This is a genomic window from Aeromonas dhakensis (genome assembly GCF_000820305.1).
Classification (GTDB): domain Bacteria; phylum Pseudomonadota; class Gammaproteobacteria; order Enterobacterales; family Aeromonadaceae; genus Aeromonas; species Aeromonas dhakensis.
Genome location: NZ_CDBH01000032.1, coordinates 25429 through 49478 on the forward strand (window position 1 = coordinate 25429; position 24050 = coordinate 49478).

Below are 24050 nucleotides of genomic sequence, written 5' to 3' on the forward strand. Positions count from 1 at the left end.
CATTGAGTTGAGTGTAGCGGTTGATGGCGTCGGGACGGGCTCTCCGGCGCCGGAACCTGCGGCCTTTACCTGCCGCGCGATCGCTACCAGAACAGCTGACCCAGCAGAGGCGCCAGCAGCACTGTCACCATGCCGGCGATCATCATCACCATGCTGGAGACCACCCCCTCCTCGTTGCCCATCTGATAGGCCTTGGCGGTGCCGGCGCCGTGGGCCGAGGCACCAAAGCCCGCCCCCTTGCCGAGCCGGCTGCGAATGGCCAGCAGGGTGAGCACGCTCTCTCCCACCGCCATGCCGATGACGCCGGTCAGTACCACGAACAGCGCGGTGAGATCGCTCTGACCGCCGATGGCGCGGGTCGCCTCCACCGCGAAGGGGGTGGTGATGGAGCGCATCGCCAGACTGCGCTGCAGCATGTCGGAGAGATCAAGCCAGCGGGCCAGCAGCACGGTACTGCCCACCGCCATCATGACGGAGGCGACCACCCCCACCGACAGTGACAGCCAGTGGCGGCGAATGAGCCGGCGGTTCTCGTAGACCGGCACCGCGAAGGCCACGGTGGCCGGCCCCAGCAGCCAGAGCAGCCAATGGGATTCGGCCATGTAGTCCTGATAGGGGATATGGAACAGCATGACGACCGCCACCAGCAGGGTCGGCGCCAGCAGCAGCGGCATCAGTGGCAGGATGCGCTTCTTGCCGTAGAGCCATTTGCTGGCGTAGTAGAAGAGCAGGGTCAGGGCGAAGCAGAGCAGGCCGAGCAGGGTATCAGACATGGCGACGACTCCGGCGGGCCAGTTTCAACTCGAGGCGGTAGACCCTGTCCACCACCAGCGCCGTGGTGCCGAGCACCAGGGTTGTGCTCACCAGCAGCACCACCATGATGCGCCACCCCTCCTGCAACAGCAGCTCCTGATAGTTAACCACCGCCACCACGGCGGGGACGAAGAACAGCAGCATTTCCGCCAGCAGCCAGCGGGCGCCGGCTTCAAACCACTGGGCCTTGACCACCCCGAGCAGGATGCAGGCCAGCAGCAACAGCATGCCGGTGAGGTTGGCGGGCAGCGGCAGGTGGAGGGTGCGCACCGCGGTATCGGCCAGCAGCCAGATGGCGGCCAGCAACAGGATCTGGAAGGGGGTTTGTAACCAGCGAAGGGAGAGGGCTTTCATGATATGGGTCTTTCTGTGAACTTGCTCACAGTATAGGGATGGGTTAAACCTGCAAAAAATGAATTAAAATTATCAAAATCATGCCAAATAGGCATGATTCAGTTTTGCCGTCTGTCAGGAGATCGCCATGGACATCCGCGCCCTGCGTTACTTTGTCGAACTGGTGCGGGAACAGAGCTTCACCCGCGCCTCCGAGAAACTGTTCGTCACCCAGCCCACCATCAGCAAGATGATCCGCAACATGGAGGAGGAGCTGGGCCAGCCCCTGCTGAGCCGCGCGGGACGCCGCTTCACCCTGACCGACAGCGGCCGGGTATTGTTCAACCGGGCCCAGACCATCCTGGCCGAAATGCAGCAACTGGAGGCGGAACTCGCCGATCTGCAGAGCCTGCAATTTGGCCGGCTGGCCCTCGGCATTCCGCCCATGGTGGGTCACGTCTATGCGGATCTGATCCGCGCCTATCGCAGCCGCTACCCCAAGGTCGAACTCTCCATCGTCGAGTACGGTGGCCGGCGCATCGAGCAGGCGGTGCTGGAAGGGGAGCTGGATCTCGCCATCACCATGCTGCCGACCAGGGAGGAGGGGGCTTTGAGCGTCCTGGAGCTGGATCAGTATCCCATTCAGGTGGTGCTGCCCGATCTGCCGCGTTGGCGGGATTGCGGCGAGATCCGGCTGGAGGCGCTGCGGGACGAGCCCTTCCTGCTCTACACCCAGGCTTTCACCCTGAGCGAGCGGCTGGAACAGGCGTGCCGGGTGGCCGGTTTCGAGCCTCAGGTGGCGGCGCGCAGCAGCCAGTGGGACTTTCTCACCGCCATGGTGCGCAGCGGCATGGGGGTCGCCTTTTTGCCCGAGCCCATCTGCCGCCGGCTGACGCCGGACGGCCTGGTGCTGAGGCCGCTGGTGCCAGAGCTGAGCTGGCGGCTCGGGGTGATCTGGCCGAGCGAGCGCTATCTCTCCCGCACCGCCGAGGCCTGGCTGGCGCTCTGCCGCGAGCAGGGCTGAGCCTCATCAGGGTTTGCCGAAGCGATCCGTCGCCGGGTTGTAGAAGTAGTGCTGGTAATCGAAGTTGATGCCCTTGAGGAAAGGATTCTCCAGCTTCAGCATGCGCCTCTGCTTGAGCCCGGCGAAGGCGATGGCGGGACCGAAACTGCGGCGCCACAAGGCTTGCAGCGAACCATCCTGCCAGGCTTGCTGCAGCCCCGTCTCCACCCGCCTCATGGCCTCGCCGTTGGCGGCATTGGTATAGAAGACCCTGGGCAGCGGATAGTAGAGCAGCAGGGAGCTGTCCATCTTCAACCCCTTGATCTCCTTGTGGGTGAGCAGTTCGCTGCGTAGCTCGCTCGCCCCGCGGCACAGGAGATCGAAGCGGCCGCGAGCCACCATCTTGAACAGCATCTCGTAGCCGTCGACCTCCACCACCTTGAGGCCTGCATGGCGCAGTATCTCCACGTCCAGCCAGCCCTTGCCCTGACCGAAGCTGAAGCGACGCAACCCCTCGAGGTCGTGCACCTGTGCCATGGCCGCCTGTTGGCCTGGGCTGACGAAACAGATGCGGTAACTGACGATGCCAAGATGGACAGGAAAACGGACATAGGCCAGCCCTTTCTCGTCCCGCGCGCTGCTGTAGCTGTCCATGGCGAACAGGTTGGTAAAGCTGTTGAGCTCCAGACTGAGCCGGACCCGAGCCTTGGTCATGGGCGGCGCTGGTTGCAGCTCATAGTCACCGAAGGTGTCGCGGGTCTTGTCGAGGGCGAGGCGGAGCAGCTCCCTGTCATAGGTCATGCGTGGGTCCTTCTCGCTCTCCGGGCTGATATAGGTAAAGCGGGTCGCCGCCAACGACGTGGAGGAGAGGAAGAGGGAGAGAAGCAGGAACAGGAGTCTATACATCCAGGCTAGGCTCTATGATTTTGTTTCATCCATTATAGTTCGGCCCTCAGCCGTTCAGGCGTGCCGGTCGCTTGCCAGCAGGCTGCCCAGCCGGCGGCAGAGGCGGCGCAGGGTCTGGTTGTCGAGGGAGGCAAAGCCGAGCAGCCACCCCTCCTGCGTTGGCGGGCCCAGGTAGAACTGGCCGAGGGGACGCAGCCCCAGCCCCTGTGCGTTGGCGGCCTCTGTCCAGCGCGCCTCGCCGCCGGGGGGCAGCCGCACGGCGCACTGCAGGCCGGCCCCGCCGTGGATGGGGGTGAGGGCGGGGCAGTGGCTGACCAGCTCGGCCAGCAGCAGGTCGCGGCGGCTCTGATAGACCAACCTGCTCTGGCGCAGGTGGGTGGCGAAGTGGCCGGCGCGGATGAAGTCGGCAGTCACCGCTTGCAGCAGCTGGTTGCTGTGGCCGTCGACCGCGGCCCGGGCCCGACAGAAGGACTCCATCAGCGGCCTGGGCAGCACCAGGTAGGCGAGGCGCAGCGAGCCGAACAGCACCTTGCTGAAGGTGCCCACGTAGAGCACCCGTCCCTGACCATCCAACCCCTGCAGGGCGGGGAGCGGCCGCTGATCGTACTGGTACTCGCCGTCGTAGTCGTCCTCTAGGATCCAGGCGCCGTGCCGCTCGGCCTCGGCCAGCAGCGCCATCCGCCGCGGCAGGCTCATGGGCACGCCGAGGGGATACTGGTGGGCCGGCGTGGTGTAGATGAGCCGCGGCGCCGGGTGATCCCCCTGTGGGTTGAGCCCCTCTTCATCCACCGGCACCGGGTGCACCCGGGCGCCGGCACTCTCCATGGCGGTGCGGGCCCCGGGGTAGCCGGGGTCCTCCACCCAGACGGTATCGCCGGCATCGATCAGCAGCTGGGTCGCCAGCAGGATCCCCTGCTGGGAGCTGGTGAGGATCAGGATCTGATCCGGCTCGCACATCACGCCGCGCGACTGCACCAGATAGCTGCTGATGGCGCCGCGCAGTGCCTCCAGCCCCTGCGGATCCCCGTAATTCATCCAGTCGCCGGCGTGCCGGCGCCACTGCTGCTGCATCAACCGGCCCCACAGGGCCTGGGGGAAGAGGCGGGGATCCGGCTGGCTGGAGGCAAAGGAGCGGCCCACCTCGGGCACGTCGTGGCAGGCGCCGCTGTCGGCCATCTCCTGACCTCGGCGCGACAGACCGGCCGCTGACTGGGGCGGGCGCGGAGTCGGGGAGACCGCCGCCAGCGCCACGAAACTGCCGGCCCCCACCTTGCGTACCAGATAGCCTTCCGCCTCCAGCCGGCCATAGGCCAGCTCCACCGTGCTGCGAGAGACCCCCAGATCCGCGGCCAGCATGCGGCTGGCGGGCAGCCGGCTGTGCTGGGGCAGGTGGCCGGCCAGCATGGCCGAACGCAGGGTGCGCACCAGCTGTTCGTGCAGCGGCAGATCGCTGGCTTGCTGGGTGGCAAACAGGGTGGGCAGGGCAGGCATGGGGAGCTCCCGGGCGCTAATTGGTCTGCTCATATTGGCAAAATTGGTCGGCGTGGCAAGGCCATTATGTCGCTACATTGAGGCTCAAGGTTCGGGATCCACAACGATTGGCAATTGAGAAAGGAGTCTGCATGTCGGAGTACAGCGCCACCATCAGCTGGCAGCGCGGGGCTAGCGAGCCCTTCGTCGATCAACGCTACAGCCGGGCCCACTGGTGGGAGTTCGACGGCGGCGTCAGGGTGCCCGCCTCCTCGTCCCCCCACGTGGTGCCGCTGCCCTGGTCGGTGGCCGAGCACGTCGATCCGGAAGAGGCCTTCGTCGCGGCTATCTCCAGCTGCCACATGCTCACCTTCCTCTGGCTGGCGGCCAGGGCGGGCTATCGGGTGGAGAGCTACCGGGACGAGGCGGTGGGCATCATGGAGGCCAATACCCGCACTCGTCAGGCCATCACCCGGGTCACCCTGCAGCCGCTGGTGCAGTTCGGCGGCGAACGCCAGCCGGATCTGGTCGCGCTTGAGCAGTTGCACCACCAGGCCCACGAGGAGTGTTTCATCGCCAACTCGGTCACCACAGTCATCACCACCCGGATCCGGGTGTGAGTACAAGGAGCGTCACTATGAGTCATGTATTGAGCAGCGGACTGGCCAGCGCCGAGCAAGCCCGCCTCTTCTTCGAGGCCCAGCTGGCCTTTCGCACCGACCCGGCGGATCTGGCCGCCGATCTGCTGGCCGGGGAAGAGCAGATCGTGGTCATCGACACCCGCTCTGCCGGTCACTACGCCGAGGGACACATCCCCGGTGCCATCAGCTTCCCCCACGCCACTATGAACCCGGCCACCACGGCAGTACTGGCGCGGGACAAGGTCTATGTCTGCTATTGCGACGGCATCGGCTGCAACGGCTCGACCCGTGGCGCCTGCAAGCTGGCGGCGCTCGGCTTTCAGGTCAAGGAGCTGATCGGTGGCCTGCACTGGTGGCGGCAGGACGGTTTTGCGGTCGCTACCGGTAGCGAACCGGGTGTGCTGCAAACGGGAGGGATTGCCTGTGGCTGCTGATATCCATCTGAACGAGTTCGACCAGCCGGTCGGAGCGCCGCTGCCCGACTGGCGGGGCGCCGAGTTTCCGCCCCGCCGCACGCTCAACGGCTGGGGCTGCCGGCTGGAGCCGCTGGATCCCGAGCGTCACGGCCCCGGCCTGTGGCAGGCCTTCCGCGCCGACAGTGGGGCCATGTGGACCTATCTGACCACAGGCCCCTATGCAACAGAGGCGGATATGCTGGTCTGGCTGCGAGAGTGCGCCGCCAAGACAGACCCCCAGTTCTACACCATCTTCGACGAGGATGGCGAACAGCCGCTGGGGCTGGCCAGCTACCTGCGCATCGACCCTCTGGCGGGCAGCATAGAGGTGGGCTGGCTGCACTTTTCCCCCGCCCTGCAGCGCTCAAGGCTGGCGACGGCGGCCATGGCGCTGATGATGGCCAATGCCTTCGCCCTCGGCTACCGTCGTTACGAATGGAAGTGCAATGCCTTGAACAAGCCCTCCTGGCAGGCGGCGCTGCGGCTCGGTTTCAGTTACGAGGGGACCTTTCGCCAGAACCGGGTGGACAAGGGGCGGACGCGGGACACCGCCTGGTTCTCGGTGATCGACAGTGAGTGGCCGGCGCTGCAGGATTGCTTTGCGCGCTGGCTGGCGCCCGACAACTTCGATGAGCGCGGCAGGCAGCGGTTGCGGTTGTCCGAACTGACCACAGCTTGTCGTGCCGATGGTCAGTTGCCGTGACAAGACAAACGAGGCCCCGCTCGCGGGGCCTCTGTCATTTCAGGCGTTAGTCATGGTGCTCGCCGATGGGGGCGGCAATCCACTTCATCAGGCGCAGCATGTCGGCGGGGGCTACCCCGACCGAGAGGCCGCGCTTGCCGCCGCTCACCAGGATCTCGTCAAACTGCATGGCAGAGTCGTCGAGCACGGTGGGCAACAGCTTCTTCTGGGCCAGCGGGCTGATGCCACCCACCTTGTAACCGGTCAGCTTCTCGGCCTCTGCCGGCTTCATCATCTCCACCTTCTTGAGACCGGTGGCCTTGGCCAGCTGCTTGAGGCTGCACAGCCCGGACGATGGGACGATGGCCACCACCGCCTGCTTGTCGTGGTGGGCGATCAGGGTCTTGAACACCTGGGCTTCCGGCAGGCCGAGCTGGGTCGCGGCATGCTTGCCGAAGTCGTCGTGGGCTTCGCACTCGTAGGGGTAGAGCTTGTGGGGGATCTTGAGCTTTTTCAGCAGGTTGATGGCTGGTGTCATGATGAGAGCCTTGAGTCGAAACAAGGCCAAACAGTCTGCGCCTGCCGGGCGGGTGATGCAAGCAGCCTGCATTGACAGGGAGGGATAAGGGGAGAGAGACAAAAAAGCCCAGGTCAATGACCCGGGCTCTTCACTGCGGTGCGCCTCAGGAGAAGCAGATCTGTAGCACGTAGAAGATGGCGATGGCCAGGATGGCACCCGCAGGCAATGTGATGACCCAGGAGACCACTATGTTGCGCAGCACGCCCAGGTTCAGGGCCGCGATACCGCGGGCCAGACCCACGCCCATGACAGCACCGACCAGGGTCTGGGTGGTGGAGATGGGCAGACCGGTACCGGAGGCGATCACCACGGTGGCGGCGGTGGCCAGCTGGGCGGCGAAGCCACGGCTCGGGGTCAGGTGGGTGATGCCGGTGCCGACGGTCGCCATCACCTTCTCGCCCATGGTGGCCAGACCGATCACGATGCCGATGCCGCCGAGCGGCAGGATCCACCAGGCGATGTGGGAACTGCCGCCGATCTCGCCGCCGGCCGCCACGATGGAGGCGACCGCGGAGAGCGGACCGATGGCGTTGGCCACGTCGTTGGAGCCGTGGGCAAAGGCCATGGCACAGGCGGTGATGATCATCAGGATGCCGAACACCTTCTCCACGTTGGCGAAGTGCATCTTGCTGTCATCCTGCGGGTTGTACTGCTGGCCGCGAATGTAGATCCAGCCGGCAAAGGCCACTGCGATGGAAATGGCAACGGAGAGCAGGATACCCTCGCCATCGCTCAGGTGCAGACCGACGTGGGTCAGCCCCTTCTTGATGGTGACCAGGCAGATCACCAGCGCGGTCAGGAACATGTAGAAGGGGACGTAGCGCTTGGCGTTGTTGAGGGGATCATCGGTGTTGAAGATGAGCTTCTGCACGCTGATGAACATGAAGTAGGCGATGACGCCGGAGATGGCCGGAGTGACCACCCAGGAGCCGACGATGCCGCCGAACTTGCTCCACTGCACCGCTTCCGGGCCCACGCTCACCACGGCGAAGCCGACGATGGCGCCGATGATGGAGTGGGTGGTGGAGACGGGCCAGCCGAAGTAGGAGGCCAGGATCAACCAGGCGCCGGCGGCCAGCAGGGAGGCGATCATGCCGAGCACCAGCAGATCCGGAGTGGCGGCAAAGGCGTTGCTGTCGATGATGCCGTTGCGGATGGTGGCGGTGACTTCACCACCGGCCAGATAGGCACCGGCAAATTCAAAGATCATGGCGATGATGATCGCCTGACGGATGGTCAGGGATTTGGTGCCGACCGACGTGCCCATGGCGTTGGCCACGTCATTCGCGCCAATGCCCCAGGCCATCAAAAAGCCGAACAAGGCCGCCACGAGCACCAGAGTGGTGCCGTAATTCGCGATAATGTCCATTCAGTGTTTTACCCAGTCAGTCGATTACGAACGAGCCAGCATCAGTTCCAGACGGGCGCCTACACGCTCGGCCTGATCTGCCAGGTCACCTACCCATTCGAGGATCTTGTAGAGGAACATAACGTCGATCGGATTGTATTTCTGCTCAACGGCTTGCAGCTGTTGGCGCAGCCCGATCTGCATGGTGTCAGTATCGTCCTCGATAAGATCCAGCTGGTGGATCATCTCGGCAACCATTTCAACTTCACGTCCTTTAAAGCCGGTTTCGAGCAGCTCATCGAGTTCTCCGATGGCTTTCTCGGCTTGGGCGGTCGCATCGATACAGCGTTTGAGATAGGCCATGAAATCGGCCCGCATCTCGGAGGGGAATTCCATTTTGCGGCCAAGCATGCGGCCGGAAATATCCTTGGCACGGTTGGCGATCTTGTCCTGCTGGGTCAGCAGTTCGAGCAGGTCGGTACGGGCGACCGGCAGGAACAGACCACGGGGCAGCTTCAGACGGATTTCACGCTTGAGGATGTCCGCTTCTTTCTCCAGCTGGGCAATCTGTTGCCGGATCTTCTCGGCATCTTCCCAACGGTCTTCGGCAACGGCATCAAAGAAGGGAACCAACTGCTGGGAGCACTGGTGAACCTTGACGATATGCTTCTGCAGCGGCTTGATGGGGGACTTGGCAAAAAGCCCCAAAATAGTATTTACTGGCATGGCCAAACCTGTGTCGGTGAAAAAACACTCGATACGATTTTATGAGGGGCGCATGGTAACCGAACTGCGCCATCAATAAAACCGTGAATTAATCCTGATGTATCGCAGGCATTATATCCTCGCGCTTAGCATCACGCCCCCCAAAGTTGCCTGCCAGCCCGGAATGACTATGCAAACTGAGATCGAGATAAAGTTTTTTGTCTCCCGAGATATTCGACAGCCTTTTTTCAACCTTCTGAATTCACTGGAAATTATATCCAGCTCCCAAGCCGAGCTCGGCAATGTCTATTTTGATACGCCCGCGCTGGATTTACGCCGACTCGAAATGGGATTGCGAATTCGTCGCAGCGATGATTTTGCCGAACAGACGATTAAATGTCGGGGTCAGGTGGTGGGCGGATTGCATGCCAGACCCGAATACAATGCCCCCGTCGAGGGCGACCAGCCTGCCTTGGCCGCTTTCCCCGATGCGATCTGGCCAAGCCTGGCGGTGCGCGACGGGATCCAGGGCGAACTGGTGGCCCAGTTTCGCACCGACTTTCTGCGTCGCCACTGGCTGATCGCCTTCGAGGGGGCCGAAATCGAGCTGGCCTGGGATCAGGGGGAGATCGTCGGCGTGCTCGGCAAGAGCCCCATCGACGAGCTGGAGCTGGAGCTCAAATCTGGCGAGGCGAGCGCCCTGTTTGGCTTGGCTGAGCAGCTGGCGGGGCTGGGCGGCCTGCGCCTCGGGGCTCAGTCCAAGGCCCAGCGCGGGTATCGACTGGCGGGGCTTGGCAAGCCACTGGCGCTGCAGTCCCTGCCCGCGGTCACCGAGCTGAGTGCTGTAGCGCGCATCACCCTGGGTCTGCAGCATTGGCAGCACCATGAACAGTTCTGGCTGGAGCAGACGGACGCCGCGCAGCAGACGCTGGCGTTGCAACAGCTGCGCCTGGGGATGGTTCTGGTTGCCGAGGCGGCCGACCTGTTGCCGCCCCCGGCCTGGCTCGACACCCTGACCCGGCTCGGGCAGCGGCTGGCCTTGGTCGCCGGGCAGGCCGACTGGCAGCAGGCGTTGCCGGCGCTGTTTCTGCAGGCCGATTACGTGGGCCTGCAACTGGCCATCGCCGCCTGGCTGCACCGGCAAGGCGGATGAGCCGAGCTGGGTCGCGCCTGCAATGCAAAAAAGGTGAGCCTGGCTCACCTTTTTCTTTGGTTGGCGGTGGGCGCGTCGCCGGCAGGCAATCGAGGCCAGATCAGACCTGGGTGTAGACCAGCCCGGTGCTGCGCACCACGTCTTCCCCCTGACAGCGCTGTTCCAGTGCACTGGTGTCGCAGGGCTGGCCGTTGTGCTCGATGCAGAATTCGAAGCGGGTGCGGGATTTGACCGGACTGTGCTGCGGGTTGGCGGCGGTGGCCTGCCATTGCCACTGCTGCAGCACGGCGATGGCGGCATCGCTGAACTGTGGATCGCTGCTCTCCAGCACCCGGATCTGCTCGGCCCGCCCCGCTGGACTAATCACGTACTCGAGGGAGCTGCAGCCGGTCTGCTCCGCTAGGATGGCCTCTCTGGGGTAGCGGGACTCCATCCGGGTGAGCGGGCTCCACTGGGCGTTCACTTCCTTGAGATCGCTTAAGGGGAGGGAGGTCAGGTGGACGGTGTGGCTCTGCTGGCTGCAGCCGGTCAATGCGCACAGGGCGCCCAGCAAAAGAGTGGCTTTCATGTTCGCTTCCCTTCGTTATTGGTATTGCAGGCGAGCCGGGACCCGCCGCTCGGCAGGGCCATTAATAAAATATTCAGCCACGAATGAAAACCCTTTACCGGCGACAGGCCAGAAAAAACCGCCTTTCGGCGGCTTTCTGCACTGATTGGCTCAGTAGTAACCCGCATCCTCCGGGTTGGGCCTGGTCTTGAAGCGGCGGTGCAGCCACATGTACTGCTCCGGCGCCTTGCGCACGGCGGCCTCGATCTCGCGGTTGGCTCGGGCCGCATCGGCCAGGTCGTCGCCACTCGGATAGTCGGCGAGCGGCGCCCCGATATGCAGGGTGTAACCCTCGCTGGTGCGGATGTTGTAGCAGGGTAGGGTGACGGTGTTTTTCACCCGCGCCAGGGTGGCGGTGCCTGTGATAGTGGCGGCCTGCTCCACCGCGAAGTAGGGCACGAACACGCTGGCATGGCTGCCGTAGTCGTGATCCGGCGCGTACCAGAGCGCATCGCCGTTGCGCAGCGCCTTGATCATCCCCTTCACGTCCATCCGGTCCACCAGGTATTTGTTGGAGGCGCAGCGGCCGTGATACTGGGCATACTCCAGTACCGGATTGGTGTTGGGACGGTAGACGCCGACCCCGGGTCGCACCAGGCCGAAACAGCGGGCGTTGAGCTCCAGCGTCAGGAAGTGGCAGGAGAGCAGCAGCATGCCCTGACCCTTCTCCATGGCGGCGATGACGTGCTCTTCCCCTTCCACCTTCATCAGGTTGCGCATCCGCCAGTCTGGCCAGAACCAGGCCATGCCCACCTCGAAGATGGCGCAGCCCACGCTCTCGAAATTCTGCTTGAGCAGCGTTTCGCGCTGATCCCGACTCAACTCGGGCATCGCCAGTTCCAGATTGCGGCGGGCAACCTTGACGCGGGATTTCAAAACCTTGCGGGCCAGGTTGCCGAGCTGGCGACCCAGCAACATCTGGCTGCGCCAGGGCAGCAGCACCAGCAGCCAGAGCAGGCTGAGACCGAACCAGCTGGCCCAGTAACGGGGATGAAACAGGCGGGGTTCTAGACGGGGAGCATTGTCGTGGGCCATGAAAAGTCTCTTGTTCGCAATCGCCATGGGCAGGGAAGACCCGGCCGGATAAGGGGAGGCGATAAAAGCACGTGGATATCCAGAGCGGATCGTTTTACTCGCAATCGGGGGATTCTAGCCGAAAAGCGGGTCCGGGTGCGAATGACCTCTGCCCTGGTCAGAGCTGAAAAGCACCAAGCGGCGCCTTTGCGCTTTTTTCACACCCAATAAAAGAGTGTGATAAAATCGGCGGCTGATTTTTCAGGTTTTGAGAGTCGATACAGATGAAGATCACCCTGCCCGAGTTTGAAAAAGCCCGCATTCTGGTCGTTGGCGATGTCATGTTGGACCGTTATTGGCATGGCCCCACCGGCCGGATCTCGCCCGAGGCACCGGTGCCCGTGGTCAAGGTCGAACACATTGAGGAGCGCCCGGGTGGCGCCGCCAACGTGGCGCTCAACTCCGCCGCCCTGGGGGCTCACGCCGTGCTGCTGGGCCTGACCGGTCAGGATGAGGCTGCCGATGCCCTGGCTGGCCAGATGGCCGGCGTCAAGGTCGCCTGTGATTTCGTTCGTCTGGCCGACTATCCGACCATCACCAAGCTGCGGGTGCTGTCGCGCAACCAGCAGCTGCTGCGCCTCGATTTCGAAGAGGCCTTCCACGATGTGGATGCCACCCTGCTGATGGGCAAGGTGGAGCAGGCGCTGCCGAACAGCAACGTGATGATTCTCTCCGACTACGGCAAGGGCGCCCTCAACGACGTGCCCGGCATGATCCAGCGCGCTCGCGCCGCCGGCATCCCGGTGCTGGTCGATCCCAAGGGGACCGATTTCGAGAAGTACCGCGGCGCCACCCTGCTGACCCCCAACATGTCCGAGTTCGAGGCCGTGGTGGGCAAGGTGAAAAGCGAAGAGGAGCTGGTTGCCAAGGGGCTGGAGCTGGTCAAGCGCTTCGAGCTGGAGGCCCTGCTGGTCACCCGTTCCGAAAACGGCATGACCCTGATCCGCGAAGGTCAGCCCGAGCTGCACCTGCCGGCCCAGGCCCACGAGGTGTATGACGTGACCGGTGCCGGTGATACCGTCATCTCCACCCTGGCCACCTCGCTGGCCGCCGGCAAGAGCCTGGACGAGGCCTGTGCCCTGGCCAACACCGCCGCCGGCATCGTGGTCGGCAAGCTGGGGACCTCCACCGTCAGCCCGGTCGAGCTCGCCAATGCGCTCTACACCGAGCAGGAGACCGGTTTTGGCGTCATGTCCGAAGCCCAGCTCAAGATTGCCGTGCAGGCCGCCCGCCTGCGTGGCGAGAAGGTGGTGATGACCAACGGCTGTTTCGACATCCTGCACGCAGGTCACGTCTCCTACCTGGCCAATGCCGGCAAGCTGGGGGATCGCCTGATCGTGGCGGTCAACACCGACGAGTCGGTGCGCCGCCTCAAGGGGCCGGGTCGTCCGGTCAATCCGACCGAGCGCCGGATGGCCGTGCTGGCCGCGCTGGGCGCAGTGGACTGGGTGGTGCCCTTCTCCGAGGAGACCCCGCAGCGACTGATCGCCGAGGTGCTGCCGGACCTGCTGGTCAAGGGCGGCGACTACAAGCCGGAAGAGATTGCCGGCTACGCCGAGGTGACCGCCAACGGCGGCGAGGTGCGGGTCCTCAACTTCGAGGATGGCTGCTCCACCACCGACATCATCAAGACCATCCGCGAACGCGGATAAGCGAAAACCCGGCCAAGGCCGGGTTTTTTTATGCTCTGCGGTGGGAGCTGGACGGCGATTCGAACCCACCGATCCCCGCAGGCCAGAGATGAAAAAGGCGACCCTGGGGTCGCCTTTTTGCTGCCATCAATCGGCTCAGGATTTGCTCTTGGCCTGGCTGGCGGGCATCAGCCCCTGGTTCACGTCTTCCAGATCCTTCTGTTCCAGCGTGCCGGCGGCCTGCTTGAGGGAGAGGATGCTCAGGATGTAGTTGTAGCGGGCCTCGGAGAGCTTCTGCTTGGCCTGGTACAGCTTGCGGGTGGAGTCCAGCACGTCGACTATGGTGCGGGTGCCGACCTCGTAGCCCGCTTCGGTCGCCTTCAGGGCGCTGTCGGCGGAGATGACGGACTGGCCGTAGGCGCGCACCGAGCCGATGCTGGCGTTCACGTTGTTGTAGGAGGAGCGCACCGTGCTCTGCACGTTGCGGAAGCTGCGCTCCAGCTGCTCGCTGGCGGCCACGTAGTTGAACTGGGACTGCTTGACCTGGGAGGTGGTCGCCCCGCCGGTGTAGAGCGGCAGCTTGAAGTTCAGACCTATGTTGGCCTGATTGGCGTTGCTCTCCGGGTTGCGGATCTCGTCCTTGTAGTCGCTGTAGGTGCTGGAGAGGCCAGCACCCAGATCCAGGGTCGGCTCATGACCTGTCTTGGCCAGATCGATCTGCTCCTTGGCGATATCCTTGCCGATGCGGGCGCTGTGCAGTTGCAGGTTCTTGTCCAGTGCCAGCTCGAGCCACTTGTCGGAGTTGAACGGGGTCTTCTGCGGGCTGAAGCGATCGGTGTTGAGCACGTCCAGCTGACGGTGGTCGATGCCGGTCAGCTCGCGCAGGCTCTCGTAGCTGTTGTCCAGGGTGTTCTCGGCGTTGATCTCGTCCGCCAGCGCCTGGTCGCGCTCGGCCTCGGCTTCGTGCACGTCGGTGATGGCGGTCAGGCCCACTTCGAAGCGCTGCTGGGTCTGTTCCAGCTGGCGTTCCACCGCGGCCTTGTTGGCGCGCACGAACTCCAGGGTGTCCATGGCCTTGAGCACGTTGAAATAGGCCTGGGCGGTACGCAGCATCAGGTTCTGGATTTCGAGGTTGTAGGCCACGTCGGACTGGGTGGCGCTCTTCTCGGTCAGGCTCAGGTTGACCCAGTTGCTGCGGCGGTAGATGGATTGATCCAGCGACAGGGAACCGGTGGCGTTGCTGTTGGTCTGGGTGTCACCCTTGTTCTGCAGGTAGTTCAGCCCGGCACCCAGGTTGATCTGCGGCAAGAGGGAGGCGCGGGACTCGTTGATCTTCTCGAAGGCCTGGTCGCGTTTGGCTTTGGATTCCAGCAGCTGGGTATCCTTGATCTGGGCCTGTTGGTAGATATCGAGCAGGTTTTCGGCATGGGCGCCGGCGCTGACGCCCAACAACACCATGGCTGACAAGAGTGTTCTTTTCATAGATCGTTTTAACCTTATGTATTAACCCAAAGCTGTCGCTGGATGAAGGAGGGTATTGTCATTGAGCAAGCTTGATTTCAGCTTAATCACTCTACTATAAGCAAAATTTTATGCTAACTGTCTCTTTTCCAGCGACAGGAACGTCAAGGACGAGGGTGAGTTTTCTCCCCCTCGCGCCTAGCCAAATGCCCTGTGGCTGCTAAAATCCATCCCTCTTCTCCGACGGGAGCGAGTGAATGAATGTTCATTCATGTTCCCGGATTTTATGGTCTAACCGAGCCAAGTCAAGCTGGTGGGAGTCTCGTATGTCGCAGCAAGCCTTGCCCCAAACCCGTCACTACTCTGCCGATGACGTGAAAATCATCGATAAATCATCGGGATATAACGGCTTCTTCAAGGTGAACATCTATCGCCTGCAGCACAAGTTGTTTGCGGGAGGCTGGAACGAGCCCATCGTCCGCGAGCTGTTCGAGCGTGGCCATGCCGCCGCCCTGTTGCCCTACGACCCGGTGCGCGATCAGATAGTGCTGGTGGAGCAGTTTCGCATCGGCGCCATCGAGACCAGCGCCACCCCCTGGTTGCTGGAACTGGTGGCCGGCATCATAGATGAAGGGGAGACCGCCGAGGCCGTGGTGCGGCGCGAAGCGGTGGAAGAGGCGGGCATCGAGGTCGGCCGCTGCGAGCACGCCATCAGCTATCTGGTGAGCCCGGGCGGCAGCACCGAACGGATCGAGGTCTACGTGGGCGAAGTGGATGCCAGCCAGGCCGAGGGGATCCACGGTCTGGCGGAAGAGGGGGAAGACATCCGGGTGCACGTGGTGAGCCGCGAGCAGGCCTATGCCTGGCTCAAAGAGGGGCGCATCGACAACGCCGCCTCGGTCATCGCCCTGCAGTGGCTGGCTCTCAATCACGGCGAGCTGCGTGCCCGCTGGCTGGCGGAGCGCTGAGGTGGCGCTCGTTCATACCCAGGCCAAGCGCTATGTGCCTGATTTGATGTCCTTGCAGCGTACCTGCGAGGTCAACTACATGACCTTGATGAAGCTGCTGCCCCCAGGCGGCAGTGTGGGGGCGGAACGCCGTTATCAGGTGGGCAACGGCCTGCAGTTCCAGCTCATGGTGAGCGAGGAAAGCCGCTTCACCAGTCAGGTGATCCTGGCCCAGCACAACCCGGAGTTGCCGAGTTATTTGCAGGCTCGGATAGAGATTCGTTTGTACCATGACGTGCGGATGGCGGAAGTGTGTGCGGCGCAACAGATTTCAAGGTTGCAACCACGTTATGATTATCCCAATAAAAATATGCACCAGCGGGATGAAAAGGAGCAGGTAAACCTGTTTCTGGCCGATTGGCTAAAATTTTGTCTCAGACATGGTACCAGCCTGATAAACATCCTCTAGTTGAACTCATAAAAAGAAGCGTGATTTTGGAAACAGAGCTACCCCAGGCGCAGGACGGCAGTGCGCGCCTGTTGCAAATTACCGACACCCACCTCTTCGCGAGTGCCGAGGGGCGGCTATTGGCCGTGCGCACTGCCGAGAGCCTGGCTGCCGTGCTGGAACGGGTGCAGGCCAACGACCACCCGTTCGATCTGATCCTCGCTACCGGGGATCTCTCCCAGGATCACAGCCCGGAGTCCTACCAGCGTTTCGCCTCCATGATGGCGCCGCTGGCGCGCCCCATCTACTGGCTGCCCGGCAACCACGACGACGGCCCCCTGATGACCGAATACCTGCATGCGGCCGGCATCAGCGAGGCCAAGCAGCTGGTGGGTGAGCACTGGCAGGTGATCCTGCTGGATACCCAGGTGCGCGGCAAACCCCACGGGGTGCTGGGGGATCACCAGCTGGCGGCGCTGGATCAGGCGCTGCGCCAGCATCCCGAGCGCCATGCCCTGATCGCCCTGCACCACCAGGCGGTGCCGGTGGGTTGCGCCTGGCTCGATCAGCACAATCTCAAGAATGCCGACGACCTGTTTGCCGTGCTGGCTCGCCACCCGCAGCAGAAGACAATCCTGTTTGGCCACGTCCATCAGGAGTTTGACGAGGTGCACCGCGGGGTGCGGCTGATCGCCAGCCCCTCCACCTGCATCCAGTTCAAACCGCTCTCCGATGGCTTCGCGCTGGACGAGTCCGGCCCGGGCTGGCGCTACCTCACCCTCTACCCGGATGGTCGCATCGCCAGCCAGGTGTGGCGTCTGCCGGTGGGGCAGTTCGTGCCCGACCCCGATGCCACCGGTTATTGAGGAGTTGCGATGAAGCCCGTACTCCTCTACCTGCACGGTTTCAACTCCTCGCCCGGCTCCGCCAAGGCGCAGCAGATGGCTGCCTGGGTGGCCGAGCACAGGCCCGATATCGAGGTGGTGATCCCGGCCCAGCCCAACACCCCGGCGGCGGCCTGGGCGGCCATCGAGCAGACCATTGCCGATCTGCAGAGCCGTTATGGCAGCGCATTCACGCTTGGCGCCGTGGGCAGCTCCCTCGGCGGCTTTATGGCGACCCGGGTCAGCGAGCGATATGGCTGCCGCGCCGCCCTGATCAACCCGGCGGTGCGCCCGCACGAGCTGCTCTGCGACTACCTCGGCCCCCAGACCAACCCCTACACGGGGGAACAGTATCAACTGCTGCCTGAACACATGGATGAGCTGCGGGCACTGGCGGTCCCGGTGAGCGTCCCCGAGCGACTCTGGGTACTGCAACAGCAGGAAGACGAGGTGCTCGACTATCGCAAGGCGCTGGACGAATACCGTTTTGCCCGCCTCTCGCTGGAGTGCGGTGGCGACCACGCCTTTGTGGCGTTCGAACGCTACCCCGCCCAGATCGTCCGTTTCCTCGGGCTTTAATAATGCAACCGCCATTGGCCGCCTTTCTGGAACAGGTGCTGGCCACGGCGCAAGCGGGCCTCACTTACTCCAACGATCCCTTCGATATCGGCCGCTTCGAGGCGCTGCGAGCCGCCACTGTGGCGCTCATCGCCAGCCAGAGCGAGCTGGCACCGGAAGCCATCAGCGACTGGATCGCCCTCGATCGCGGTTATCCCACCCCCAAGCTCGATGTGCGGGCCTTCATTCAAAACGATGCGGGCCATATCCTGCTGGTGCAGGAGCGCAGCGACGGCTGCTGGACTCTGCCGGGGGGCTGGTGCGACATCGGTGACTCGCCGGCGGGGGCCGTGGTGCGCGAAGTGGTGGAGGAGACCGGCCTGGCGTGTCGGACTGTGCAGCTGCTGGCGCTGTTCGACAAGCTCAAACACCCCCATCCACCTCAGCTGCCCCACGCTCACAAGGCGTTCTTCCTGTGCGAGGTGACCGGCGGCCAGCTGCTGGACGAAACCGATGAAACCAAAGGGGCGGGGTTCTTTCCCATCGATGACTTGCCCCCGCTCTCTCGCCATCGGGTGGTGGAATCCCAGCTGCGCACCCTGTACGACCATCTTTTGCAGGGGCGGCAGGATACCCTGTTTGATTGACATCTGAGGATGTGACCCCGTCTGCAAGGAGGCAGCATGATCAAGCGCATCGGCAATACCCCCATCCAGGAGCGACACAAGGCCAGCTGTCACTGCGGCGCCGTGGTGCTGGAGCTGACCCTGCCGGATGGCGTGGTGGATCCGCGCCGTTGCGACTGTTCGCTCTGCCGGCGGCGGGGCGCCATCGTCGCCTCGGTGCCGCTCTCCGGCATCCGCATCCTGCAGGGGGAGGCGGTGCTGAGCTGCTACCAGTTCAATACCCGCACCGCCAAACACTACTTCTGCAGCATCTGCGGCATCTACACCCACCATCAGCGTCGCTCCAATCCGGCCCAGTATGGTTACAATCTCGCCTGCCTCGAAGGGGTCAATCCATTCGAGCTGGGCGAGGTGCCGACGCGCGACGGCATCAACCATCCGGCGGATCGGCTGGTCTGACCGGCAGGGTCTCATCTGCTTCTGTAGCGCCCTGCATGGCTGTGATAATCTTGCCAGACCCGCCGCAGGGCGGGCCTTGAGTCCGCATTATCTCGCTTGCCAACAGGGAGCCCGCTTGTGACAACTTCAGCCCTGCCGGATCTGATCCTGGGCGCCTCTCTCTACTTTCCGCCCCTGTTCAAGGCGGTCCTGCTCGGTCTGCTGGGCTGGCTGCCGGTGCACCACCTGCTGCGTGACTGGCTCTACGGCGGGGATGTCTGGCATCCCCTGCTGATGGATCTCTCCCTGTTTATCCTCGCCGTCAGCGGCGCCCTATGGATATTGCTACATGGCTAAATCACCCCTCGCGACCCTCAAATACTTCTCCACCCTGCTGGTCTGCGCGCTGGCGCTGGCGGCGGGCTGGTGGCTGTGGAACTACTACATGCAGGGGCCCTGGACCCGGGATGGCAAGGTGCGGGCCGAGCTGGTCAGCATCACCCCCGAGGTGTCGGGCAAGATCGTCAGGATAGCGGTGAAAGACAACCAGCTGGTCAAGGCGGGGGAGGAGATCTTTACCCTGGATCCCGAGCCCTACCGGATCGCGCTGGACAACGCCCAGGCGGCGCTGGCCAAGGCCAAATCGGATCTCGACAAGGCGGAGCACGAGGCGAGCCGGCGCAGCGGCCTGTCGCGCAGCGTCATCTCCGCCGAGGCGGTGGACGAGGCCCGCCTCAATGCCCAGGCGATGAGGGCGGCCTACCAGGTGGCTCAGGCCAATCTGGAGCAGGCCAGATGGTCGCTGGCCAAGACCCGGGTGCATGCCGCGAGCGACGGTTACATCACCAACTTGCAGACCCGGGTCGGCAACTATGCCAGCGCCGGCGTGCCGCTGGTGGCGCTGGTGGACATCCACTCCTTCTACGTGCAGGGCTACTTCGAGGAGACCAAGCTCAGGCACATAGCGCCGGGCAAACCGGCCGAGGTGGTGCTCTACAGCGGGGAGCAGCGGCTGCGCGGCGAGGTGGAGAGCATAGGGCGCGCCATCCACGATCAGAGCGTGGAGGGGGTCGACAACCTGCTGCTGGACGTCAAACCCAATGTGCCCTGGGTACGGCTGGCCCAGCGGGTACCGGTGCGGATCAAGCTGCTGGAGGTGCCGCCCGAACTGACGCTGATTGCAGGCACCACCTGCACCATCACCATAGGGGAGTAAGGTGGTCGCCTCGCTCTGGCGCCAGACCCCCTGGGGCAAGGCCAATGGCGGCCAGTGGCGCTACGCCCTGCGCAACAGCCTGGCCATGTGCCTGTCGCTCTGGCTGGCCTTCGTGCTGGAGCTGGACTCCCCCTACTGGGCGATGACCTCAGCCGCGGTGGTGAGCTTTCCCACCGTGGGCGGGGTCATCAGCAAGAGTCTGGGGCGAGTGGTGGGCAGCCTCATCGGTGCAATGGCGGCGGTGGTGATCACCGGCCTTGGCATCAGCGATCCCTGGCTGTTCAGCTTCCTCATCGCGCTCTGGTTGGCGCTGTGCACCTACATCTCCAACCACCATCAGAACAACGTCTCCTACGCCTTTGCGCTGGCGGGCTACACCGCCGCCATCATCGCCTTCTCCTGCGTCAACGTGACCGACCCGCAGCACATCTTCGACATCGCCCAGGCGCGGGTGAGCGAGGTGATCGTCGGCATCCTCTGCGGCGGCCTGCTGATGATGATCTTGCCTAGCACCTCCGATGGCGAGACCCTGCTGCAGTCGCTGCAAAAGACCCAGGCCCGTCTGCTGGAGCATGCCCAGCTGCTCTGGCTGGGGGAGGCGAGCCCGGAGGTGCGCACCGCCCACGAGGGGCTGATCGGCCAGATCCTCACCATGAACGTGCTGCGCATCCAGGCGGTCTGGAGCCATCACAGGTTGCGGCGCCACAACAAGCTGCTCAACTTCCTGCTGCACCGCCAGCTGCGCCTCATCAGCCTCATCTCCAGCCAGCGCCGCATGCTGCACAACTGGCCGGCGCAACCGGAGGGTCTGCAGGCGCTGCTGGAGCGGCTGCTGGTCGAGCTGGGCCAGCCCGGCTGTGACAAGTATCGCATTGCCCGGTTGCTGGCCCCCTTGGTGCCGACGGCGGCCAGAGACTACCGGCTGCACACCTTCTGGCGACGGCTGCGCCACTTCTGCTGGAGCTATCTGGAGTGTCAGCGCTGGCTGGATCGGCTGGCCCGCTACGACGATCAGGAGTGGCCGGCGCCGCCGCACCACTCCTCGCTCACCAACCACACCGACACGCTGGAGGCGGCCTACAACGGCGGGCGTACTTTCCTCTGCGTGCTGCTGGGCTGCGCCTTCTGGATCCACAGCCAGTGGGATGCGGGCAGCTCGGCGCTGACCCTGCTCGCCATCTGCTGCGTGCTCTACTCGGCCACCCCGGCACCTGCCAAGGGGGCCAACACCATGCTCAAGGCGATCCTGCTGCTGAGCCTCATCTGCTTTGTGGTCAAGTTCGGCCTGATGATCCGCCTCGACGACTTCTGGCTCTTCTGCGCCCTGCTGCTGCCCGTGCTCATCACCATGCAACTGTTCAAGCAGCAACAGCCCAGGCAGGCGGTGCTGTGGGGCCAGCTCATCGTGCTGCTCGGCTCCTTTCTCGCCATCACCAATCCACCGAGCTACGACTACCTGCAGTACATCAACGGCAGCCTGGGGCAGGCGCTGGGGGTGATGAGCGCCGGACTGGCATTCCAGCTGCTGCGACCGAGCTCGGATCGGCGCAAGAGCCGCCGCCTCATCCGCTCCCTGCGCTGCCACTTTATCGATCAGCTGGAGCCGGCCCCGCGCCAGAGCGAGAGCCAGTTCGAATCGCTCATCTATCACTGCATCAGCCAGCTCAGCCAGAGCCAGGATCAGACCGCCCGCCTCTGGGTGCTGCGCTGGGGCGTGGTGCTGCTCAACTGCAGCCACATCGTCTGGCAGTTGCGCCAGTGGCGCGGCGAGGATCAGCCCCTCTACCTGGTGCGCGACAACTGCATCCGCTCTCTGCAGGGGATCCTCACCGAGCAGGGGGTGCAGCATGCCTCCCTGGATCGCACCCTGGCCGAGCTGCAGCGGATCAGCGCGGCCCTGGCCAACCACAGGGAGCCGACGGCGCGGGAGCTGGCCGGCATGGTGTGGCGGCTGCACAGCTCCCTCTCCCAGTTGCAGCAGGCGCTGCCGGTGGCGGCCGAGGCACGCTGAACGGGCCGGCGGGGCGACTTACCCCGTCCGGATCAAGCTTTGCCGCCGCCGGGTTTGTCCAATACCCTCCCAACGAGTAAGATTCTCCCCAAACGTCAATTCGCAAGGCCCTCCATGTCTACTCAATACAATGCGGATGCCATTGAGGTCCTCAATGGCCTTGAACCGGTGCGTCGCCGCCCCGGCATGTATACCGATACCACCCGGCCCAATCACCTCGGCCAGGAGGTCATCGACAACAGCGTCGATGAGGCGCTGGCGGGTCACGCCCGTACCCTGGAGGTGACCCTGTATGAAGATCAGTCCCTCGAGGTGATCGACGACGGCCGCGGCATGCCGGTCGACATCCATCCGGAGGAAGGGGTGTGCGGGGTGGAGCTGATCCTCTGCAAGCTGCACGCGGGCGGCAAGTTCTCCAACAAGAACTACCAGTTCTCCGGCGGTCTGCACGGGGTGGGTATCTCGGTAGTAAACGCCCTCTCCGAGCGGGTCGAGGTGACGGTGCGCCGCGATGGCCAGGTCTACGACATCGCCTTCGAGAAGGGTGAGAAGGTGCAGGAGCTGACTATCACCGGCACCTGCGGGCGCCGCAACACCGGCACCAGGGTGCGCTTCTGGCCGGAAGCCCACTACTTCGATTCGCCCCGTTTCTCGGTCTCCAAGCTGGAGCACCTGCTCAAGGCCAAGGCGGTGCTCTGCCCGGGTCTGACCATCAAGTTCCTCGACAAGAACACCGGCATCAAGCTGGAGTGGTGCTATGAAGACGGCCTCAAGGATTACCTGGTCGACGCGGTCAAGCAGTTCACCTGCCTGCCGGAGCAGCCCTTTGTCGGCGCCTTCAGCACCGAGCAGTCGGCGGTGGACTGGGCCCTGTGCTGGCTGCCTGAAGGGGGCGAATGCCTCGCCGAATCCTATGTAAACCTGATCCCCACCGCCCAGGGCGGTACCCACGTCAACGGTCTGCGCCAGGGGCTGCTCGACGCCATGCGCGAGTTCTGCGAGTTCCGCAACCTGCTGCCGCGCGGGGTCAAGCTGACCCCGGAAGACATCTGGGATCGCTGCGCCTACATCCTCTCCATCAAGATGCAGGATCCGCAGTTTGCCGGTCAGACCAAGGAGCGGCTCTCCTCGCGCCAGAGCTCGGCGTTCGTGTCGGGCGTGGTGAAGGATGCCTTCAGCCTCTACCTCAACAGCAACACTGAGCTGGCCGAACAGCTGGCCGAGCTCTGCATCTCCAGCGCCCAGCGCCGGATGCGCGCCGCCAAGACGGTGGTGCGCAAGAAGATAACCCAGGGCCCGGCCCTGCCCGGCAAGCTCACCGACTGCGGCTGCGCCGACCCCATGCAGGGGGAGCTGTTCCTGGTGGAGGGTGACTCTGCGGGTGGTAGTGCCAAGCAGGCACGGGATCGGGAGTTTCAGGCCATCATGCCGCTGCGCGGCAAGATCCTGAACACCTGGGAGGTGGAGGCCGGTCAGGTACTCGCCTCGCAAGAAGTGCACGACATCTCGGTAGCCATCGGGCTCGACCCGGACTCCGACGATCTCTCCGGCCTGCGCTACGGCAAGGTATGCATTCTGGCGGATGCGGACTCGGACGGTCTGCATATCGCCACCCTGCTCTGCGCGCTCTTTGTGAAGCATTTCCGCGCGCTGGTGGAGAAGGGGCACGTCTACGTGGCCATGCCGCCCCTCTACCGGATCGATATCGGCAAAGAGGTCTACTACGCCCTCGACGAGGACGAGAAGAACGGCGTGTTGCAGCGGGTCGAAGCCGAGAAGAAAAAGGGCAAGGTGATGGTGACCCGATTCAAGGGGCTGGGTGAGATGAACCCGAAACAGCTGCGGGAAACCACCATGGATCCCAACACCCGCCGCCTGGTGCAACTCACCATGGGCGCCGAAGGGGACGAGGGGGATGAGACCCTGCAGCTGATGGACATGCTGCTGGCCAAGAAGCGCGCGAGCGATCGCCGCGAGTGGCTGGAAGAGAAGGGCAACCTGGCGATCATCTAGGTCAGCCCGCTCTCGTCATCATCCAAGCCGTCGGCTGGCCCGGACAG

26 protein-coding genes are annotated in these 24050 nt (G+C 63.8%); 16 read left to right on the plus strand and 10 right to left on the minus strand.

Annotation, left to right across the window (positions count from 1 at the left end):
* Positions 1–83 precede the first annotated feature (83 nt).
* On the minus strand, positions 84–773 hold the full coding sequence (locus BN1143_RS07740; RefSeq protein ID WP_042050192.1) for an LrgB family protein: 690 nt from the start codon (positions 771–773) through the stop codon (positions 84–86).
* On the minus strand, positions 766–1167 hold the full coding sequence (locus BN1143_RS07745; RefSeq protein ID WP_005305385.1) for a CidA/LrgA family protein: 402 nt from the start codon (positions 1165–1167) through the stop codon (positions 766–768). The genes BN1143_RS07740 and BN1143_RS07745 overlap by 8 nt, the downstream gene beginning before the upstream one ends.
* Before the next feature lie 127 nt (positions 1168–1294).
* On the opposite strand from BN1143_RS07745, the gene BN1143_RS07750 reads away from it, so the two are divergent.
* Positions 1295–2170 carry a LysR family transcriptional regulator gene (locus tag BN1143_RS07750; RefSeq protein WP_042050193.1) on the plus strand — a complete coding sequence of 292 codons (876 nt, stop codon included), beginning with the start codon at positions 1295–1297 and terminating at the stop codon, positions 2168–2170.
* Positions 2171–2176: 6 nt separating this feature from the next.
* Here the strand turns inward: BN1143_RS07750 and BN1143_RS07755 are convergent, their stop codons facing one another.
* Both BN1143_RS07755 and pdxR read right to left on the minus strand, forming a co-directional pair.
* A complete protein-coding gene (locus BN1143_RS07755) occupies positions 2177–3055 on the minus strand; it encodes a hypothetical protein (RefSeq protein WP_042050194.1) in 879 nt (292 codons plus the stop codon).
* 54 nt (positions 3056–3109) lie between these two features.
* Positions 3110–4546, minus strand: coding sequence for a MocR-like pyridoxine biosynthesis transcription factor PdxR (gene pdxR, locus BN1143_RS07760; protein ID WP_042050195.1), 1437 nt, complete (start codon positions 4544–4546; stop codon positions 3110–3112).
* Positions 4547–4677: 131 nt separating this feature from the next.
* Here pdxR and BN1143_RS07765 point away from each other — a divergent pair, with 131 nt between their 5' ends.
* The 3 genes from BN1143_RS07765 to BN1143_RS07775 are packed head-to-tail and all read left to right on the plus strand — an operon-like array spanning position 4678 to position 6324.
* Positions 4678–5145, plus strand: a complete 468-nt coding sequence (locus BN1143_RS07765) for an OsmC family protein (protein ID WP_042050196.1) — start codon at positions 4678–4680, stop codon at positions 5143–5145.
* A gap of 17 nt (positions 5146–5162) precedes the next feature.
* The gene (locus tag BN1143_RS07770) at positions 5163–5600 is read left to right on the plus strand and encodes a rhodanese-like domain-containing protein (RefSeq protein WP_042050197.1); all 438 of its coding nucleotides are present in this window, start codon (positions 5163–5165) and stop codon (positions 5598–5600) included.
* Positions 5590–6324, plus strand: a complete 735-nt coding sequence (locus BN1143_RS07775) for a GNAT family N-acetyltransferase (protein WP_042050198.1) — start codon at positions 5590–5592, stop codon at positions 6322–6324. The genes BN1143_RS07770 and BN1143_RS07775 overlap by 11 nt, the downstream gene beginning before the upstream one ends.
* A 46-nt stretch (positions 6325–6370) precedes the next feature.
* Here the strand turns inward: BN1143_RS07775 and ybaK are convergent, their stop codons facing one another.
* The 3 genes from ybaK to BN1143_RS07790 all read right to left on the minus strand — a co-directional run bounded on the left by ybaK (position 6371) and on the right by BN1143_RS07790 (position 8957).
* A complete protein-coding gene (gene ybaK, locus BN1143_RS07780) occupies positions 6371–6841 on the minus strand; it encodes a Cys-tRNA(Pro) deacylase (RefSeq protein WP_017788178.1) in 471 nt (156 codons plus the stop codon).
* 145 nt (positions 6842–6986) lie between these two features.
* On the minus strand, positions 6987–8252 hold the full coding sequence (locus tag BN1143_RS07785; RefSeq protein WP_005305360.1) for an inorganic phosphate transporter: 1266 nt from the start codon (positions 8250–8252) through the stop codon (positions 6987–6989).
* 24 nt (positions 8253–8276) lie between these two features.
* Positions 8277–8957, minus strand: coding sequence for a TIGR00153 family protein (locus BN1143_RS07790; RefSeq protein WP_005305357.1), 681 nt, complete (start codon positions 8955–8957; stop codon positions 8277–8279).
* Positions 8958–9126: 169 nt separating this feature from the next.
* Here BN1143_RS07790 and BN1143_RS07795 point away from each other — a divergent pair, with 169 nt between their 5' ends.
* Positions 9127–10089, plus strand: a complete 963-nt coding sequence (locus tag BN1143_RS07795; RefSeq protein WP_042050199.1) for a CYTH domain-containing protein — start codon at positions 9127–9129, stop codon at positions 10087–10089.
* A gap of 100 nt (positions 10090–10189) precedes the next feature.
* On the opposite strand, the gene BN1143_RS07800 is transcribed toward BN1143_RS07795, so the two are convergent.
* Together BN1143_RS07800 and lpxL are read right to left on the minus strand one after the other, a co-directional pair.
* Entirely contained in the window at positions 10190–10657 is a 468-nt protein-coding gene (locus BN1143_RS07800) for an energy transducer TonB (protein WP_005305352.1), read from the minus strand.
* A 150-nt stretch (positions 10658–10807) separates the two neighbouring features.
* Positions 10808–11731 carry an LpxL/LpxP family Kdo(2)-lipid IV(A) lauroyl/palmitoleoyl acyltransferase gene (gene lpxL / locus BN1143_RS07805; protein ID WP_042050200.1) on the minus strand — a complete coding sequence of 308 codons (924 nt, stop codon included), beginning with the start codon at positions 11729–11731 and terminating at the stop codon, positions 10808–10810.
* A 263-nt stretch (positions 11732–11994) separates the two neighbouring features.
* Between lpxL and hldE the strand changes: the two genes are divergently transcribed.
* On the plus strand, positions 11995–13422 hold the full coding sequence (gene hldE / locus BN1143_RS07810; protein WP_042050201.1) for a bifunctional D-glycero-beta-D-manno-heptose-7-phosphate kinase/D-glycero-beta-D-manno-heptose 1-phosphate adenylyltransferase HldE: 1428 nt from the start codon (positions 11995–11997) through the stop codon (positions 13420–13422).
* Between the two features lie 135 nt (positions 13423–13557).
* Here the strand turns inward: hldE and tolC are convergent, their stop codons facing one another.
* Entirely contained in the window at positions 13558–14883 is a 1326-nt protein-coding gene (tolC, locus tag BN1143_RS07815; protein ID WP_042050203.1) for an outer membrane channel protein TolC, read from the minus strand.
* Between the two features lie 305 nt (positions 14884–15188).
* On the opposite strand from tolC, the gene nudF reads away from it, so the two are divergent.
* The 10 genes from nudF to parE all read left to right on the plus strand — a co-directional run bounded on the left by nudF (position 15189) and on the right by parE (position 24003).
* The gene (gene nudF / locus BN1143_RS07820) at positions 15189–15830 is read left to right on the plus strand and encodes an ADP-ribose diphosphatase (protein WP_026139168.1); all 642 of its coding nucleotides are present in this window, start codon (positions 15189–15191) and stop codon (positions 15828–15830) included.
* Positions 15831–15876: 46 nt separating this feature from the next.
* Positions 15877–16278: a DUF1249 domain-containing protein gene (locus tag BN1143_RS07825; protein WP_414730663.1), complete on the plus strand. Its 402-nt coding sequence runs from the start codon at positions 15877–15879 to the stop codon at positions 16276–16278.
* A 26-nt stretch (positions 16279–16304) separates the two neighbouring features.
* Positions 16305–17123: a 3',5'-cyclic-AMP phosphodiesterase gene (cpdA, locus tag BN1143_RS07830; protein ID WP_042050205.1), complete on the plus strand. Its 819-nt coding sequence runs from the start codon at positions 16305–16307 to the stop codon at positions 17121–17123.
* A 9-nt stretch (positions 17124–17132) separates the two neighbouring features.
* The gene (locus BN1143_RS07835) at positions 17133–17720 is read left to right on the plus strand and encodes a YqiA/YcfP family alpha/beta fold hydrolase (protein ID WP_017785033.1); all 588 of its coding nucleotides are present in this window, start codon (positions 17133–17135) and stop codon (positions 17718–17720) included.
* 2 nt (positions 17721–17722) lie between these two features.
* Positions 17723–18346, plus strand: coding sequence for an NUDIX hydrolase (locus tag BN1143_RS07840; RefSeq protein WP_042050206.1), 624 nt, complete (start codon positions 17723–17725; stop codon positions 18344–18346).
* A gap of 36 nt (positions 18347–18382) precedes the next feature.
* The gene (locus tag BN1143_RS07845; protein ID WP_005305324.1) at positions 18383–18784 is read left to right on the plus strand and encodes a GFA family protein; all 402 of its coding nucleotides are present in this window, start codon (positions 18383–18385) and stop codon (positions 18782–18784) included.
* 117 nt (positions 18785–18901) lie between these two features.
* Positions 18902–19120, plus strand: coding sequence for a DUF1656 domain-containing protein (locus BN1143_RS07850; protein ID WP_005305321.1), 219 nt, complete (start codon positions 18902–18904; stop codon positions 19118–19120).
* A complete protein-coding gene (locus BN1143_RS07855; protein ID WP_042050207.1) occupies positions 19113–19979 on the plus strand; it encodes an efflux RND transporter periplasmic adaptor subunit in 867 nt (288 codons plus the stop codon). Before BN1143_RS07850 ends, BN1143_RS07855 begins: the two co-directional genes overlap by 8 nt.
* A gap of 1 nt (position 19980) precedes the next feature.
* Entirely contained in the window at positions 19981–21990 is a 2010-nt protein-coding gene (locus tag BN1143_RS07860; RefSeq protein WP_042050209.1) for an FUSC family protein, read from the plus strand.
* Positions 21991–22104: 114 nt separating this feature from the next.
* On the plus strand, positions 22105–24003 hold the full coding sequence (gene parE, locus BN1143_RS07865) for a DNA topoisomerase IV subunit B (RefSeq protein WP_010636044.1): 1899 nt from the start codon (positions 22105–22107) through the stop codon (positions 24001–24003).
* The last annotated feature ends 47 nt before the right edge of the window (positions 24004–24050 follow it).

Bases quoted from the DNA above. Each gene is read 5' to 3' on its own strand.
- BN1143_RS07770 (WP_042050197.1), top strand. From the start codon at position 5,163: ATGAGTCATGTATTGAGCAGCGGACTGGCCAGCGCCGAGCAAGCCCGC.
- BN1143_RS07740 (WP_042050192.1), bottom strand. From the start codon at position 773: ATGTCTGATACCCTGCTCGGCCTGCTCTGCTTCGCCCTGACCCTGCTC.
- BN1143_RS07840 (WP_042050206.1), top strand. From the start codon at position 17,723: ATGCAACCGCCATTGGCCGCCTTTCTGGAACAGGTGCTGGCCACGGCG.
- lpxL (WP_042050200.1), bottom strand. From the start codon at position 11,731: ATGGCCCACGACAATGCTCCCCGTCTAGAACCCCGCCTGTTTCATCCC.
- BN1143_RS07765 (WP_042050196.1), top strand. From the start codon at position 4,678: ATGTCGGAGTACAGCGCCACCATCAGCTGGCAGCGCGGGGCTAGCGAG.
- BN1143_RS07825 (WP_414730663.1), top strand. From the start codon at position 15,877: ATGTCCTTGCAGCGTACCTGCGAGGTCAACTACATGACCTTGATGAAG.
- hldE (WP_042050201.1), top strand. From the start codon at position 11,995: ATGAAGATCACCCTGCCCGAGTTTGAAAAAGCCCGCATTCTGGTCGTT.
- BN1143_RS07745 (WP_005305385.1), bottom strand. From the start codon at position 1,167: ATGAAAGCCCTCTCCCTTCGCTGGTTACAAACCCCCTTCCAGATCCTG.
- BN1143_RS07855 (WP_042050207.1), top strand. From the start codon at position 19,113: ATGGCTAAATCACCCCTCGCGACCCTCAAATACTTCTCCACCCTGCTG.
- tolC (WP_042050203.1), bottom strand. From the start codon at position 14,883: ATGAAAAGAACACTCTTGTCAGCCATGGTGTTGTTGGGCGTCAGCGCC.
- BN1143_RS07845 (WP_005305324.1), top strand. From the start codon at position 18,383: ATGATCAAGCGCATCGGCAATACCCCCATCCAGGAGCGACACAAGGCC.
- ybaK (WP_017788178.1), bottom strand. From the start codon at position 6,841: ATGACACCAGCCATCAACCTGCTGAAAAAGCTCAAGATCCCCCACAAG.
- BN1143_RS07790 (WP_005305357.1), bottom strand. From the start codon at position 8,957: ATGCCAGTAAATACTATTTTGGGGCTTTTTGCCAAGTCCCCCATCAAG.
- nudF (WP_026139168.1), top strand. From the start codon at position 15,189: ATGTCGCAGCAAGCCTTGCCCCAAACCCGTCACTACTCTGCCGATGAC.
- BN1143_RS07800 (WP_005305352.1), bottom strand. From the start codon at position 10,657: ATGAAAGCCACTCTTTTGCTGGGCGCCCTGTGCGCATTGACCGGCTGC.
- BN1143_RS07835 (WP_017785033.1), top strand. From the start codon at position 17,133: ATGAAGCCCGTACTCCTCTACCTGCACGGTTTCAACTCCTCGCCCGGC.
- parE (WP_010636044.1), top strand. From the start codon at position 22,105: ATGTCTACTCAATACAATGCGGATGCCATTGAGGTCCTCAATGGCCTT.
- BN1143_RS07750 (WP_042050193.1), top strand. From the start codon at position 1,295: ATGGACATCCGCGCCCTGCGTTACTTTGTCGAACTGGTGCGGGAACAG.
- BN1143_RS07795 (WP_042050199.1), top strand. From the start codon at position 9,127: ATGCAAACTGAGATCGAGATAAAGTTTTTTGTCTCCCGAGATATTCGA.
- BN1143_RS07755 (WP_042050194.1), bottom strand. From the start codon at position 3,055: ATGTATAGACTCCTGTTCCTGCTTCTCTCCCTCTTCCTCTCCTCCACG.
- pdxR (WP_042050195.1), bottom strand. From the start codon at position 4,546: ATGCCTGCCCTGCCCACCCTGTTTGCCACCCAGCAAGCCAGCGATCTG.
- BN1143_RS07785 (WP_005305360.1), bottom strand. From the start codon at position 8,252: ATGGACATTATCGCGAATTACGGCACCACTCTGGTGCTCGTGGCGGCC.